Origin of the sequence: Citrobacter sp. Cf072, from assembly GCF_030334485.1 — a bacterium.
GTDB classification, from domain to species: domain Bacteria; phylum Pseudomonadota; class Gammaproteobacteria; order Enterobacterales; family Enterobacteriaceae; genus Citrobacter; species Citrobacter freundii.
Genome location: NZ_JAOWDX010000039.1, coordinates 104,942 through 119,141, shown reverse-complemented (window position 1 = coordinate 119,141; position 14,200 = coordinate 104,942). Strand labels below are relative to the sequence as shown.

The 14,200-nt window shown below is 54.1% G+C and carries 12 protein-coding genes, 3 tRNA genes and 1 pseudogene; 5 read left to right on the top strand and 11 right to left on the bottom strand.

Annotated elements, in window-relative coordinates; translation table 11 throughout:
- Nucleotides 1-9: 9 nt before the first annotated feature.
- Nucleotides 10-1,170, bottom strand: a complete 1,161-nt coding sequence (locus tag OGX66_RS07820) for an IS30-like element ISCfr4 family transposase (protein WP_286510989.1) — start codon at nt 1,168-1,170, stop codon at nt 10-12.
- A gap of 207 nt (nt 1,171-1,377) precedes the next feature.
- On the opposite strand from OGX66_RS07820, the gene OGX66_RS24520 reads away from it, so the two are divergent.
- Nucleotides 1,378-1,593: an AraC family transcriptional regulator N-terminal domain-containing protein gene (locus OGX66_RS24520; RefSeq protein WP_003836713.1), complete on the top strand. Its 216-nt coding sequence runs from the start codon at nt 1,378-1,380 to the stop codon at nt 1,591-1,593.
- An 89-nt stretch (nt 1,594-1,682) separates the two neighbouring features.
- On the opposite strand, the gene fecE is transcribed toward OGX66_RS24520, so the two are convergent.
- The 7 genes from fecE to fecI all read right to left on the bottom strand — a co-directional run bounded on the left by fecE (nt 1,683) and on the right by fecI (nt 9,241).
- Nucleotides 1,683-2,450: a Fe(3+) dicitrate ABC transporter ATP-binding protein FecE gene (gene fecE / locus OGX66_RS07810; protein ID WP_088902447.1), complete on the bottom strand. Its 768-nt coding sequence runs from the start codon at nt 2,448-2,450 to the stop codon at nt 1,683-1,685.
- On the bottom strand, nt 2,451-3,407 hold the full coding sequence (gene fecD / locus OGX66_RS07805; protein ID WP_088902446.1) for a Fe(3+) dicitrate ABC transporter permease subunit FecD: 957 nt from the start codon (nt 3,405-3,407) through the stop codon (nt 2,451-2,453). It abuts the gene before it with no gap.
- A complete protein-coding gene (gene fecC / locus OGX66_RS07800; protein WP_088902445.1) occupies nt 3,404-4,402 on the bottom strand; it encodes an iron-dicitrate ABC transporter permease FecC in 999 nt (332 codons plus the stop codon). The genes fecD and fecC overlap by 4 nt, the downstream gene beginning before the upstream one ends.
- The gene (locus OGX66_RS07795; protein WP_088902444.1) at nt 4,399-5,301 is read right to left on the bottom strand and encodes a Fe(3+) dicitrate ABC transporter substrate-binding protein FecB; all 903 of its coding nucleotides are present in this window, start codon (nt 5,299-5,301) and stop codon (nt 4,399-4,401) included. The genes fecC and OGX66_RS07795 overlap by 4 nt, the downstream gene beginning before the upstream one ends.
- A gap of 57 nt (nt 5,302-5,358) precedes the next feature.
- Complete coding sequence (gene fecA / locus OGX66_RS07790; RefSeq protein WP_270939453.1) at nt 5,359-7,683, bottom strand: TonB-dependent Fe(3+) dicitrate receptor FecA; 2,325 nt, start codon at nt 7,681-7,683, stop codon at nt 5,359-5,361.
- Nucleotides 7,684-7,769: 86 nt separating this feature from the next.
- On the bottom strand, nt 7,770-8,723 hold the full coding sequence (fecR, locus tag OGX66_RS07785) for a ferric citrate uptake sigma factor regulator FecR (RefSeq protein ID WP_136346152.1): 954 nt from the start codon (nt 8,721-8,723) through the stop codon (nt 7,770-7,772).
- Complete coding sequence (gene fecI, locus OGX66_RS07780; RefSeq protein WP_003846770.1) at nt 8,720-9,241, bottom strand: ferric citrate uptake sigma factor FecI; 522 nt, start codon at nt 9,239-9,241, stop codon at nt 8,720-8,722. Before fecI ends, fecR begins: the two co-directional genes overlap by 4 nt.
- A gap of 223 nt (nt 9,242-9,464) precedes the next feature.
- On the opposite strand from fecI, the pseudogene OGX66_RS07775 reads away from it, so the two are divergent.
- Nucleotides 9,465-9,686, top strand: a pseudogene (locus tag OGX66_RS07775) (type II toxin-antitoxin system PemK/MazF family toxin); the annotation flags it as partial.
- A 47-nt stretch (nt 9,687-9,733) separates the two neighbouring features.
- Here the strand turns inward: OGX66_RS07775 and OGX66_RS07770 are convergent.
- A tRNA-Asn gene (locus OGX66_RS07770) sits at nt 9,734-9,809 on the bottom strand.
- A gap of 326 nt (nt 9,810-10,135) precedes the next feature.
- On the opposite strand from OGX66_RS07770, the gene nac reads away from it, so the two are divergent.
- Nucleotides 10,136-11,053 carry a nitrogen assimilation transcriptional regulator NAC gene (gene nac / locus OGX66_RS07765; RefSeq protein ID WP_003030855.1) on the top strand — a complete coding sequence of 306 codons (918 nt, stop codon included), beginning with the start codon at nt 10,136-10,138 and terminating at the stop codon, nt 11,051-11,053.
- Nucleotides 11,054-11,154: 101 nt separating this feature from the next.
- Entirely contained in the window at nt 11,155-12,105 is a 951-nt protein-coding gene (gene cbl, locus OGX66_RS07760) for an HTH-type transcriptional regulator Cbl (RefSeq protein WP_058842613.1), read from the top strand.
- 140 nt (nt 12,106-12,245) lie between these two features.
- Here the strand turns inward: cbl and OGX66_RS07755 are convergent.
- Together OGX66_RS07755 and OGX66_RS07750 are read right to left on the bottom strand one after the other, a co-directional pair.
- Nucleotides 12,246-12,321, bottom strand: a tRNA-Asn gene (locus tag OGX66_RS07755).
- A gap of 99 nt (nt 12,322-12,420) precedes the next feature.
- Entirely contained in the window at nt 12,421-13,908 is a 1,488-nt protein-coding gene (locus OGX66_RS07750) for an EmmdR/YeeO family multidrug/toxin efflux MATE transporter (protein ID WP_003846749.1), read from the bottom strand.
- Between the two features lie 160 nt (nt 13,909-14,068).
- Between OGX66_RS07750 and OGX66_RS07745 the strand changes: the two genes are divergently transcribed.
- Nucleotides 14,069-14,144: transfer RNA gene (locus OGX66_RS07745), tRNA-Asn, on the top strand.
- Nucleotides 14,145-14,200: the final 56 nt, after the last annotated feature.

Sequence of the window (14,200 nt, the reverse complement as noted above, 5' to 3'; positions counted from 1 at the left end):
GCTGTGAGTTCAACTGATGGACGCAACACACTTATTGAACCGCTCTGCGGGTGATTCATAGTCTAGCGTTTTTCTCGGCCTCTCGTTGAGCTGTCTGGCAACACTGTTAAGTCTTTGCTGGCTGTGAACCGATAAGTCAGTTCCTTTTGGAAAATATTGTCTGAGCAATCTGTTCGTATTTTCATTTGAGCCACGTTGCCAGGGAGATTGAGGATCACAAAAATAAATCTGAATGTCTGTCGCTACAGTAAATCGTGTGTGGCTGGTCATTTCAGCGCCACGATCCCAAGTTAATGTTTTATAAAGCTCAGCAGGTAATTCCCGGGCTTGTCTGATGAGTGCAGATATAACCGTTATGGTCTTGTTGTCTCTGATTTTCGCCAGCATAACAAAACGGGAATGACGTTCTACGAGGGTGATGATATAGGAGTTATTCGAGCCCTGAATCAGGTCACCTTCCCAGTGACCTGGAATGGCTCTGTCAGCGGCCTCTGGTGGCCTTTCGCTGATAGGTATCGTGTGCGGGATTGACCCTAATCCTTTCCCTTTAAGCGATGACGTTCTGGATCTACGCACTGCTCTTCCGCTTCTGAGGCATTGCTGCAGCTCTTTTTTTAATGCTCCCCGGGTTTGTATAAAAAGCGTTTTATAAATCGTTTCGTGTGACACATGCATTTCCTGATTATCCGGATAACAGCGTTTCAGCCAACCGGCGATCTGTTCCGGCGACCAGTCCTGATGCATCTTCTCTGCAATGATTTTACACAATGCGGGGCTTTCAATTAGCTTGCAAGGTTTTGGTCTCAGCGCATTTTCCCACGCAGCAGCATCGGCTTTTGCTGCACGGTATTGTTTTGCACCACCGTGCCTCCTGACCTCGCGGCTAATCGTTGAGGGCGCTCTTGATAATTTGGTGGCGATGTCCCTGATACTGAGTTTTGCTACCAGCCCTCTGGATATCTCCTCTCTTTCATCAAGCGAAAGCGCTAATCGGTGCCGTTTTGGCACGGGAGGACGGTAGCCGCCTGTCTGGTGGATAGTGGGCATAATGGAAGAATGATATCTGTCGAACATTCTGGCGATATCATGTAGAGAATCACCTTGCTTATATCTGTCCCAGATAATTGCCTTCTGCTCTGGCGTGTAGTTAATCCGAGTTCTTCGTTTCATGGCAACGTCCCCCTTGATTAAGGATAGCGTTGCATCGACCCGTTGAACTCACAGCACGAAGCGGACGTTGGTATGAAGCAACCCGGCGCCCGTTAATATTAAGCGGAAAGATGAATTAACGCGTCTCCCCGTTTCTCCATCCTCTTCGCTTTTTCCTTTATCCTGCCTCTCTTGCTGTGCATACAGCGACGTGTTATCACTCGGTAAATGCAAAAATTACCGAAGTTACGAAAACTTGCATCAGCCACGGGTAATCAGCGTACCGAAACCTGCATTTCACGGGTTGCTATGGTGCTGAGAGTAATCCCTGAACACCGCCTGTCTGCAGTTTATGAACCGATGATTAACATGGTTTTGACTGGTCCTAAACGCATGATGATTGATGACAGAACGCTGCAATATTATTCAGCTCAGAACAGTTGAAATGTTACCTGGGCAGAGTGAAGTCATCACAGCGCGAGTGATATGACGGCGACCTGTTGAGACCATGGTACCATTACAGCCTGTGTCATCTATCTCACTACACACATCGGCTTACCAGATACTGGTTCGGGGTGTATTTCCGTATCCACGTTGAATACGGTTCTCAGCAATCCAGGGTTCATCACCGCTTCTGGTGTGCCTTGCGCCATAATATGTCCGTTCGCCATTACCACCAGATGATCGCAGTACCGGCTGGCCTGATTAAGGTCGTGCAGCACTGCGACCACCGTTTTCCCCTGAGCCCGGAGTTCGCCCATCAACCGCATCAGTTCCACCTGGTGATTGATATCGAGATAGGTGGTTGGCTCATCGAGTAGTACGACGGGTGTATTCTGGGCCAGGACCATCGCCAGAAAGGCGCGCTGGCGCTGACCGCCGGAAAGTTCGGTTAACCGTCGGTCGGCAAGATGTTGGATCCGGGTCTGGTGCATAGCATCTTGGACCCGCGCATTGTCTTCAACGGAGAGGCGCCCCCAGAGTGACAACCACGGGTTGCGACCGTACGAAACAAGCTCCTGGACGGTGATCCCCTCGGGAGTTAAATGATGTTGGGGCAGCAGCGCCAGCCTGCGGGCTAGCTGGCGTGATGAGAGCGTGTTGATGGCATTATCGCCGAGAAATACGCCACCGGATTGCGGCGTTAACAGCCGTGAAAAACAGTTTAGCAACGTCGATTTCCCGCAGCCGTTAGGGCCGAGTAGGGCGGTTGTCTTCCCCGTTGGTAGCGCGAGTGAAACGCCATCAAGGACCTTGTTTGTACCGTAACAGACCGTCAGATTTTCAGTTCGTAATGTCATTTATCGCATTCTCACAAGCAGCCAGACAAACCACGGCGCACCGATAATGGCGGTCAGCACGCCAGCCGGAAGCTCCAGCGGGGGATGAATAATTCGCGCCAGCAGATCGGCAACCACCAACAGCAACGCACCTGTCAGCGCCGAAACGGGCAGCAGCCAGCGGTGACGTCCACTGGAGATGCTGCGCACCATATGCGGCACCACAAGACCAATAAAGCTGATCGGGCCGCAGACGGCCACGCCGGTAGATGTCATGGCGACGGCCAGTAGCAAAGCCAGGAGCCGGATACGCGGCACCGACACCCCGAGCGTGGTGGCGCGTGCATCGCCCAGTGCCAGAAGGTCGAGATCGCGGCAAAAACCCAGGCTCAGCGGCAGAAACAACATCAGTAGCGGGACGGCAATCTTCACAAAGCTCCAGTCACGGCCCCATAAGCTGCCGGTCAGCCACAGCAGGGCGCTGTTCACATCCTGCGGGCGCGAAAGCATCAGCCAGTCCGTCAGGCTGGCCCAGCAGGCAGAAAGCGCAACGCCCGTGAGCGAGAGCTTCATCGGTTGGCTGGTGTTCGCCAGCATTCTCAGCAGGCTCAGGCCCACCATGCCACCGGCAAAGGCCAGCAGCGGCAGAGCAATCACCGGCAGTGACGGTACGAGAAGAAGTGAGCCTACAGAGGCAAGGCTGGCGGCATGGTTTACGCCGAGAATATCCGGCGATGCCAGAGGGTTACGCACAATCCCTTGTACCAGAACGCCTGCCACCGCGAGGGCTGCACCAACAAACAGCGCCAGCAGCAGTCGCGGCAGGCGGTACGCCGTTAACACGTAATGATACTCACGCCCGGCCTGCCAGTCGGTCAGTAGGGCGCGCCAGGGAACGGAGATCACCCCCATTTGCAGCGACAGCAGCGAAAATCCTGCCAGTGCGAGGGCGATAAAAATGACTAGCGTAACTTTCATCCACGCCTCCTGACCAGCCAGACAAAGCAGGGCGCACCAATCAGAGCCACCACGGCCCCCGCGGGTAATTCGCCAGGAAAAGCCAGCGCGCGGGCCAGAACATCCGCCACTAGCATCAGTGTGGCGCCCATCAGTATGCTCATCGGCAGGACCTTGCGCTGGTCAAATCCTACCCAGAAGCGAGCCAGATGCGGCATCAACAGACCGATAAACGCCACCGGGCCAGCCACGCTGACGCAGGTACCGACCAGAAGCAGCACCAGAATGTTGATGATCAAACGCAGCTTCGGCAGATTCACCCCCAGCGTGCGGGCGGTGCTGTCGCTGACGTTAAGCAGGTTCAGTTGATTGGCCAGCAGCAACACCACCGGTACAGCGACCGCCACCACCGGTAAAAGCTGCCAGAACTCCTGCCAGCGTGCGTGAGATACGCCCCCTGCGAGCCAGTAAAAAATGCCGTAGGCGTGATCTTCCGTCAGCAGCAGGGTGATGCGGGTCAGGGCCATGCAAAACGCCGAGAAAGCGATACCCGCGAGGATCAGTTTGTTTCGGTCCTGGGTGTGGCGAAATCCGCCGCCTGCGGTCATCACCAGCAGCCAGCTAACGCCGCCGCCACAGGCGGCGATAAAGGAGATGGAGTAACCCGAAACGGGCACGGGGCTGAGCGCGCTGGTCAGTGCCATAGCCAGCGCCGCGCCGCTGTTAATGCCGAGCAGTGAAGGGGAGGCCATTGAATTATGCGTCAGGGTTTGCAGCAGCGTTCCCGCGAGAGCCAGGCTTGCGCCGATCAGAATGGCGACCAGGCTTCGCGGCAAACGAAGGTTTTGCACCAGCGCTTGTGCAAGCGTCGGCGTATGGCCCGGCAGCAGGGCGCGAATAGCATCAACGCCAGAAACAGGAATGGCCGAGTAGCAAAACAGACTCAGCCAGAAAATTGCGATAAGCGCGGCAAGGGGCAGCCCCCATTGCAGTGCCGGATGTCTGAGAACTGTCATTTCACATCGGATAAAGGCTGGTGATGAAAGATTTTTACCGTGTCGCTGGCAATACGTTCGGCCGCAAAAATGCCGCGCATCCGCGCCCAGGCGTTACTGTCGACCGACGCCGTCTGCTGTTTTTGCGCAGCCGTTAACATCTGCCACAGCGGGTCTTGCTGCCAGCGTTTCACGATGCTCTCTTCGCGATAATGTGCGACCAGCAGCCATGTAGGATTAAGCGCCAGCAACTGCTCCAGGCCGATGGACGGCATAGACGCACCCGCCATCGCCGCAGGTACCTTCAGCCCCAGAGCGGTCAGGACGCCCCCGGTCCAGGTCTCCTGCGTGTGCAGGTTGAACTGCTGCTCCCGGGACGTACCAAACAACACCTGCGTGCCTTTTGGCAACTGGCTGGCCCACGCTGACATCTGTTGTTTGTGTTTCGCCAGGCGTGACTGCATCTGTGCCTTTTTGCCCACAATCTCGCCGATGATGGCCGCAGACTGAAGATTTTCAGCGTAGGTTTCATTGCGAGATTTCAGCAGCAGCACCGGTGCAATTTGCTGTAAGGCGCTGAAAATACCCGCATGACGGCTGCTGTCGGCAATGATCAGGTCCGGTTTCAGCGCGCTGATGGCTTCTAAACTCGGCTGCGCACGCGTGCCGACAGACTGCCAGGGGTTCAGATGGGCGCGAACTTCGGGAAGAATGCGCGTGGCATCGTTATCGTCGGCAATGCCGATCGGACTAACATCGACGGCAGCCAGCGCGTCCGCGAACGACAGCTCCAGTACCACTATCCGCTGTGGCGTTTTATCAAGCGTAAAGGCGCCATGTTCGTCCTGAACCGTGGCGGCAAAAGCGTGGCTGGTGACCAGCAGCAGAGCGGCGAAAAGTGTGCGGATAAATGTGAACATCGGTGCTCCTGAAAGCCGGGTGGCGCTGCGCTTACCCGGCCTACGAAATCGGTTGAATTAGAACTTCAACGACCCCTGCATATACAGCGTGCGCGGCTGGCCTGCGTAGATGCCTTTATTGTTGTCGTCGTAAGAGCGGGTGAAATACGCTTGGTCGAAGATATTCTTCACGCCGAACGCCAGGTTCAGGTCTGCCATCTGCGGACCAAAGTCATAGGCTACGCGTGCGCCCCAGAGCATGAAGCCCGGGATGCGGCCGGTGCTGCCGTCGGCACTCTCTTTAACGGTGTTGGCGTTATCCGCAAACTGGCTGGACTGGAAATCGCTGTTCAGGTTGAAGGTCCAGCTACCCGGTTTATAGTCCACGCCCAATGTGCCTTTGTGTTTCGGCGAGAACGGCACCTGGTTGCCGTAGGTGTCGCCTTTCTCGCGGATCTCGGCGTTCACATACGCATAGCTTGCGTAGACCGAAACGTTGTCGAGCGTTGGCGTCAGCGTGCCGAGGTCATAGCGGGCCTGGGTTTCCAGCCCGGTATGGCGCGTTTTACCCCGTGCGGTTACAGTGTCGTTGGTCTGGTTGGAGTCGTACTGATTATTAAAGTTAATCAGGAACAGCCCCATTTCCGCGGTCAGCGCGCCACCGTCGTATCGGGTTCCGAGCTCCCAGGTTCGCGCTTTTTCCGGTTCCACATTGCCGCTTTGCACAGCCTTGCCAATTTGGCTGTACTGTACGGTGCCGAATGAGCCTTCAGTGTTTGCATAAAGATTCCAGCTGTCAGTCAGGTGATAGAGCACGTTTAGCGCCGGAAGTGGGGCGTTGTAGCTCACTTCCTCATGCGTGCCTTTGATGGCGTTGTTCTGGTATGACTCGATATGTTCAAAGCGCATACCCGGTGTGATCGTCCAGTTGCCTACGTCGATTTTGTCATCCAGATACCAGGCGTGCGCTTCGGTACCGGAACGGGTGTCGCGATCGTAAGGGCTGGAGTTGGACGGCAACTGCCCGCTGCTGGTGGCGGTGTAGTAACGCATTTCATGCGTCGACTCGCTCACATAGCGGTATCCCACGCCCACTTCGTGCGCGGAAGGACCCACCATAAAGCTCTGACTGTAGCGCGGTTCAATGCCGCGTACCCAGTAGTTACGCGGTGAAAGGGTGAGGCGTTTGCCCTGTTCCAGGTAGCCGCTACGCAGGGTTTCGGTGTAGAAGCCCTGAATATTGAATTTATGCTGGCTGTCCGGCTGAAACTGATAGCCGAGGCTTGCCAGCTTGCGGCGCCCCCAGAAGCGATCGTAAGGGCGCGTGGACTGCCAGCGGTCGGCGTTGTAATCCGCGCGCGACAGGCCGCCGGGCATGTCGGCTTCACCGTCGTAGTATTGCAGCAGGCTGTTGAAAGTATGCACGTCGTTCGGCGCATATTTGCTTTTCATCATCAGATCGTCGATGCGCGTTGCGCTGTGCTCGCGCCAGTCGCTGCCGCGCGTGCCGGAGTAAAGCAGGGCGTTACCAAAACCGTTATCCGCCGTGCCGCCCACCATCAGGTTGTGCGTCTCTTTGGGATTATTTTGTGAGGACGTTGGGCTGAGCTGGCCTTCCATGCCGGCTTCGATCCCGAAGTCTTGCGGAATGGCGCGGGTGACAAAGTTCACCACGCCGCCCACGCTCTGCGGCCCGTAACGTACAGCACCGCCGCCGCGTACCACATCGATGGCGTCCATATTTCCGAGCGAAACGGGTGCCAGGGAAAGCTGCGGCTGGCCGTAAGGGGCAAACGGCACCGGAATACCGTCCATCAGTACCGTTGAACGGCTGGCCAGGCGTGGGTTCAGGCCGCGAATACCAAAGTTCATCGCCAGATCGTGGCTACCGGTACCGTTGTTTTCTGGGGCGGTAACGCCAGGAATGCGGTTCAGCACCTCGCGCATGGTCGTCGCGCCGGTTTTGGCGAAATCTTCACGGCGGATAACGTCACGCGCGCCAGCATGTTCGAAAACGTCGTTTTCGCGCGCATCCCCCAGCCAGTCGCCCACCACGGTCAGGGAATCTTCTTGCGGTGCGGGTGCGTGCTCCAGTGTCCAGCTGTTATTACCCAGCGGTTTCACCTGCAGGCCGCTACCGTTCAGCAGGTGTTGCAGGCCGGTTTCGACGTCGTAGTCACCGTGAAGACCGTTACTCTGTTTGCCGCGCGTCAGGCTGGCGTCAACCGACAGGGTAATTCCGCTGAGCGCGGCATACTGATTAAGGGCTTTGTCGAGCGAACCCGGTGCAATATCAACCTGCGCTGCGAAGGCGGATAACGACAGCCCGGCCAGCGGCAGCAGGCTCAAGCGAACGGCGTTAACCAAAGGTGTTGTTTTGCGAAAAACGCGTAAAGGCGTCATACCTTCTCCATCATCATTTTTGTTGTGTTCATCTATGAGTCGAATGAGAAGGGGAAAAAGGATAATCGAAATGAGAATTATTTTTCTTACAATGCTGAGATATTTACCCAGTATCGCGTAACCGACTGAATTTTCACTGGAAGAGTCTTGGCGATAATATCCAGGATTGCATCAGTATCTTTCAGCGGGAAAGAGCCACTCAGGCGTAACCCGGCCACAGCCGGATCGCAGCGCAGCACGCCGTTGCGATAACGGCTCAGCGTGGCAATCACTTCACCCAGAGGTTTATCGCTAAAGCTCAGAATGCCCTGCGTCCAGGCGGCGCTTTCATCATCCGCTGAGGTAATTGCACCAAATTCAGACGCGCTAAACTGCAGGCTCTCGCCAGCGCTGACGATGCGTTTTTCCTGCGGACGATTTGCCAGTAAGACTTCAACCGCGTGTTGTTGAACGGTAACGCGTGTGACGTTGTCCTGCTGGTAGACGGTAAATTCTGTGCCTAACGCGGTGAGCTGGCCCTGGCGGGTCACAACGTGGAAAGGTCTTTGCTGCGCGTCTTTTGCGGTAGTAATAGCAATTTCGCCGTACCAGAGATGGACAGCGCGTTGACGCGTATCAAAACGAACGTCCGCGGCGCTTTGTGTGTTGAGCGTCAGCAGCGAGCCATCGTCCAGCCGCTGATGGCTGACCGCGCCTTTGGCGGTGCGGTAGTCTGCGCGCAGACCTTCTCCGGCTTCAGATTGCCAGAGCTGCCAGCCGCCGCCCACGCCGAGCAGCAGCAGTAGCCCTTTCATGATATGACGACGGGTAAGATGCGTATCGTGCAGCGCCCGGCTGGCGACATCGCCCGGAACGCTGCTGAGCTGGTTGCGCAGGTTTTCAACCTGTTGCCAGGCCCACTGATGATCTTTGTCCTCTTCATACCATTGTTGCCAGCGTGCTTCCTGCTGTGGGCTGACACGCTCGCCGCTCAATACGGCATACCAGTGTGATGCCGAGCGCAATGCCTGGCGGCGAGAATCGGTGATAGAGGCGTTCACAGACCGTGCTCCAGACGAAACAGCAGACAATGTTCGATAGCCTTTGCCATATATTTTTTCACTGAACTGACCGAAACACCGAGCTTTAGCGCTATTTCGCTGTAGGTCAGACCATCCAGCTGTGAAAGGAGAAACGCTTCGCGTGTTTTTCCGCTCAGCCCGTCAAGCATGCTGTCGATGAGTTGCAGGGTTTCGAGCTGACTCTCGCGTTCCTCGGGCGAAGGCGCGAGATTTTCCGGCATAAGCGCCAGCATCTCCAGATAGGCTTTTTCCAGCGCGTTTCGGCGAAACAGGTCGACCATCACCCGTTTGGCGAGAGTGCACAGAAAGGAACGCGGATCGCGGATCGTCGAGAGCGACCCGCTGCCCATTACCCTTAGAAAAGTGTCTTGGGCAATGTCATCTGCATCAAAGGCGGACTGGAGTTTGCGCGTCAGCCAGCTTTTCAGCCAGCCGTGATGTGCGCCATAAAGCGACTCGAGCGTAAAGGAAGCAGTGGTAGTGGCGTGGTCAGACATGCGGAATGTATCAAAAGTTAATTATCACGCGATTATAGTAATATGAGAATGGTTATCATTACAATTGGAAATATAATTGTATTACGCTGAACGTCTTAACACATTGTTTTTTATAAAAATCTCATGATGTGGATATTGGATGGGAAAAGGAGTCTGCTTTTGGCATGTGATGGTTGGAATGACATCTGACCATGTCTGTTGCGAGCGAGAATCGGACACCTCAGTTCCTGTCACCAGTTGCGGAAACCTTGCTCATGCTGCTGGTGTTAGCGTTTAACTGGATGATGCGGGCACTAAAACGACGGGCGTTATTCGCCGTGATCAGCCCAGAACTATTGATATGGAAGCTCGGAACGGCAAGCGCCTGGAACAAATACCTGCGGTCATTATAAATGAAGTGTTGGCCAGACTGAGCAGGGGCTTTGATATGCGCAATGAGCAATAGCAAAAAGCAAAAAGCCTGCTTAGTTTCCTAAGCAGGCTTCTTAAATATGGCTCCTCTGACTGGACTCGAACCAGTGACATACGGATTAACAGTCCGCCGTTCTACCGACTGAACTACAGAGGAATCGTTTGAACGAGGCGCATATTAGCGAGGGTGGTGAGGCTTGTCAAAGGGGTAAATACATTTGTGTGTTCGTTTGCTGACAAAATCAGCAAAGCGGCGATCTTTCCGTCTTTTTATGCTTTTGCCCCATTCTGGTGCGTTTCTACCTCTTCCAGGGCAGCCTGAATGAGATATTTCGGTGTGCAGAATGATCTTCCTTCGCTTTTACTCCTGACTTTGTGCGGCTTTAACCATAAAACACCGTTTTAGACGAAAGTGGCAAGCATCTTGCAATCCTGAATTCAATGACTGCCAGCACGGGTTCTGGTATTCCGACAGGAGGCAAAATGAACTTCAGACGACTGAAATATTTCGTGAAAATCGTCGATATTGGTAGCCTGACCCAGGCAGCGGAAGTATTGCACATTGCGCAACCCGCGCTGAGCCAGCAGGTCGCAACGCTGGAAGGTGAGCTTGATCAACAATTGCTGATTCGTACCAAGCGTGGCGTCACGCCGACGGAAGCAGGAAAAGTGTTATATACCCACGCCCGGACGATTTTACGTCAGTGTGAACAGGCGCAACTTGCGGTTAATAACGTGGGACAGACCTTGACAGGCCAGGTCTCTATCGGCCTTGCGCCGGGGACAGCAGCGTCATCCATTACCATGCCGTTATTACAGACGCTACGTGCCGAACTGCCCGATGTGCAGGTCTATCTGCATGAAAACAGTGGGGCAGTGCTGAATGACAAGCTGCTCAGCGGGCAATTAGATATGGCAGTGCTCTATGAGCGTTCACCCGTGGCGGGCATCAGCAGTCAACCGTTGCTTAAAGAGGATCTGTATCTGGTCGGCACGCGTGAGTGTCCGGGGCAAAGCGTCGATTTAGCCGCGGTGGCGCAGATGAATTTATTCTTGCCACGGGATTACAGCGCGGTTCGCCTGCGCGTGGATGAAGCTTTTTCGCTACGTCGCTTAACGGCTAAAGTGATTGGCGAAATTGAGTCTATCTCCACCCTGACGGCCGCCATTGCCAGTGGTATGGGCGTCACAGTGTTGCCCGAGTCGGCCGCCCGTTCATTATGCAATGCAGCGAACGGCTGGATGGCGCGCATCACAACCCCATCGATGAATCTGCCATTATCGTTGAACGTATCAGCCAGAGGGAGCTTATCGCCCCAGGCGCAGGCAGTGAAGGAGATCCTGCTATCGCTGGTTAGCCGTCCGGCGCTGGAAAATCGCGAACTGCAGCTGGTCAGCTAAACCTTATTCCCGCGAGGAATAAGATGCAGGTTTTTATTATTTGTTATGCCGGGCATCAGACTTTAACAATAGCGTAATGTCTGATGTGCCCGGAGTGAAACGTGAATTTCCAGCAACTCAAAATAATCCGCGAGGCGGCCCGTCAGGATTACAACCTGACGGAGGTCGCGAATATACTGTACACCTCGCAGTCGGGCGTCAGCCGACACATTCGTGAACTTGAAGATGAACTTGGCATCGAAATTTTTATCCGTCGCGGTAAACGCCTGTTGGGCATGACTGAACCGGGTAAAGCCTTGCTGATCATTGCCGAACGTATTCTGAATGAGGCCAGCAATGTTCGTCGACTGGCGGATCTGTTTACCAATGACACGTCCGGCGTTCTAACGATTGCCACCACGCATACCCAGGCACGCTATAGCTTGCCTGCGGTGATAAAAGCCTTTCGTGAGCTGTTCCCTGAGGTGCGTCTGGAACTTATTCAGGGCACACCACAGGAGATTGATGTCCTGCTACAAAATGGCGGGGCAGATATCGGAATTGCCAGTGAGCGGCTGAGCAGCGATCCATTGTTGGTGGCTTTTCCCTGGTTTCGTTGGCACCACAGCCTGCTTGTTCCTCATGACCATCCATTAGTGAAGGCTTCTCCGCTTACGCTGGAGTCCATCACTAACTGGCCGTTAATTACCTATCGTCAGGGGATTACAGGGCGTTCCCGCATCGATGAGGCGTTTGCTCGCAAGGGGCTGATACCTGATATTATTCTCAGCGCCCAGGACTCGGATGTGATTAAAACTTACGTGTCACTGGGATTGGGGATTGGGCTGGTGGCAGAGCAATCCAGCGGCGAGCAGGAAGAGGGGACGTTAACCCGTCTGGATACCCGGCATTTGTTTGATGCAAATACCGTTTGGCTAGGGCTTAAACGCGGACAACTGCAGCGCAACTACGTCTGGCGATTCATCGAGCTATGCAACGCAGGGTTATCCGTCGATGAAATTAAGCGTCAGGCGATGGAGCCAGATGAAGCGGTGATTGATTATCAGATTTAACAATAAAAGCCCGTGAGAAACGGGCTTCTCTCGTTGCCAGTATGGAAAAGCCTGTGTGTGAAGTGAAGCGCTCTACCTGGTTAATGGGATCGCAGAAAAGCAAAAAGCCTGCTTAGTTTCCTGAGCAGGCTTCTTAAATATGGCTCCTCTGACTGGACTCGAACCAGTGACATACGGATTAACAGTCCGCCGTTCTACCGACTGAACTACAGAGGAATCGTGTGAACGAGGCGCATATTAGCGATGCCGCTCAGCGTTGTCAAAGCCTGAATGGATAAATGCGATCGTTTGCTGAAATATTCCACATTTCGCCGATTATTCAGACGCAACCGGTTGTTTTATGCACTTTTCGCGTTCGGGGCGTGGGTATTTCCACAACCAGCGGCCTGTGACCATACGCCAGTAAAATAACGCGGCGCGCACGGCCCAGTCGAAGAACATACCTAACCAAACGCCGACAACTCCCCATCCTAATACGATACCCAGAGTGTAGCCCGCGACTACGCGGCAGCCCCACATGCCCAGCATCGATACCCACATAGCAAAACGTGCATCTCGCGCACCTTTAAAGCCCGCTGGTAATACCCAGGAGGCTGCCCATATCGGCATAAATGCTGCGTTGAGCCAAATCAGGATGACTATGACCTCTTTTACATCCTGATCGTGGGTATAAAATGAGGCCATCACCCCGGCGAAAGGTGCGGTTAGCCAGGCAATTGCCGTTAGGCCAATCGTCGACAGCCAGAACACATGCCGTAGCTGGATTTCAGCCTGGGCAATCTGGCCATTTCCCAGACGCCTGCCGGTAATGATTGTCGACGCGGAACCTAAAGCATTCCCTGGTAAATTGATAAGTGCGGCGATAGAAAATGCAATAAAGTTCCCGGCGATAACGCTGGTTCCCATGCCTGAAACAAACATCTGCGTCAAAAGTTTACCGCCATTGAACAGCACTGACTCGATACTTGCCGGAATGCCGATCCCCATCACCTCCCATATAATGGCGAGATTGAGTGGCTTAAAATAGCTTTTGAAGGGAATTCGCAGCGCGGGGTTAAAACCAATCATCAGTACCCAGATGATGGCAATCGCCCCGATGTAGCGCGAAATGGTCAGTCCCAGGCCTGCTCCCACAAATCCCAGACCTTGCCAGGAAAAGATCCCGTAAATCAGGATGCTACTGATGATGATATTCAGGATGTTCATACCGCCGTTTATCAACAACGGTATTTTAGTATTTCCGGCCCCACGTAGTGCGCCACTGCCGATCAGCGCAATGGCTGCCGCCGGGTAGCTGAGCACCGTTAGCTCCAGATAGGTAAGTGCCAAAGCTTTAACGTCTGGCGTTGCTTCACCTGCGACAACGTCAATAATCTGTTGACCAAAATAGTGAATGACCGCTGCCAGCACGGTAGCAAAAATTGTCATGATCACCAGCGATTGTCTGGCTGCGGCTCTGGCCCGTCGACGATCTCGTTTCCCGAGGCTAAATGCTACAACTACGGTGGTACCCAGATCGATGGCGGCGAAAAATGCCATGATGACCATATTAAAACTGTCGGCGAGTCCGACACCGGCCATTGCTTCTTTTCCCAACCAACTTACCAGGAAGGTACTCAGAACACCCATCAATAGCACACAGGTGTTTTCCAGGAAAATGGGGACAGCCAGCGGAGTGATTTCGCGCCAAAAGAGAACCTTATAACTCTTGCGTTTGGCATACCAGGGCGTGCGGGAAGCGACCTGGCGTAAGGCAGCGGAGACGTTCAAAGTGGACCTTAACGAAGAAAGTTGAAACCTCATTTCAAATGATGAGGGAGAATCAAAAAAGCTGCAAAGTTTTTTCTATTTAAAATGTCTGTAAATGCAACAAACTGTCGAGAGAAGCATCAATTGATTCGCATTCGAAGAAATGAGGTTTGACAAAAATTTTTTCGCCGCTAAGATAAGCCTCCACAACGATTCCTCTGTAGTTCAGTCGGTAGAACGGCGGACTGTTAATCCGTATGTCACTGGTTCGAGTCCAGTCAGAGGAGCCATATTTAAGAAGCCTGCTCAGGAAACTAAGCAGGCTTTTTGCTTTTTGTTTCAAATC

Bases quoted from the DNA above. Each gene is read 5' to 3' on its own strand.
- fecA (WP_270939453.1), bottom strand. From the start codon at position 7,683: ATGACGCCTTTACGCGTTTTTCGCAAAACAACACCTTTGGTTAACGCC.
- OGX66_RS07750 (WP_003846749.1), bottom strand. From the start codon at position 13,908: ATGAGGTTTCAACTTTCTTCGTTAAGGTCCACTTTGAACGTCTCCGCT.
- fecI (WP_003846770.1), bottom strand. From the start codon at position 9,241: ATGTCTGACCACGCCACTACCACTGCTTCCTTTACGCTCGAGTCGCTT.
- OGX66_RS24520 (WP_003836713.1), top strand. From the start codon at position 1,378: ATGCAAAAATTACCGAAGTTACGAAAACTTGCATCAGCCACGGGTAAT.
- fecE (WP_088902447.1), bottom strand. From the start codon at position 2,450: ATGACATTACGAACTGAAAATCTGACGGTCTGTTACGGTACAAACAAG.
- fecC (WP_088902445.1), bottom strand. From the start codon at position 4,402: ATGACAGTTCTCAGACATCCGGCACTGCAATGGGGGCTGCCCCTTGCC.
- OGX66_RS07795 (WP_088902444.1), bottom strand. From the start codon at position 5,301: ATGTTCACATTTATCCGCACACTTTTCGCCGCTCTGCTGCTGGTCACC.
- fecD (WP_088902446.1), bottom strand. From the start codon at position 3,407: ATGAAAGTTACGCTAGTCATTTTTATCGCCCTCGCACTGGCAGGATTT.
- nac (WP_003030855.1), top strand. From the start codon at position 10,136: ATGAACTTCAGACGACTGAAATATTTCGTGAAAATCGTCGATATTGGT.
- OGX66_RS07820 (WP_286510989.1), bottom strand. From the start codon at position 1,170: ATGAAACGAAGAACTCGGATTAACTACACGCCAGAGCAGAAGGCAATT.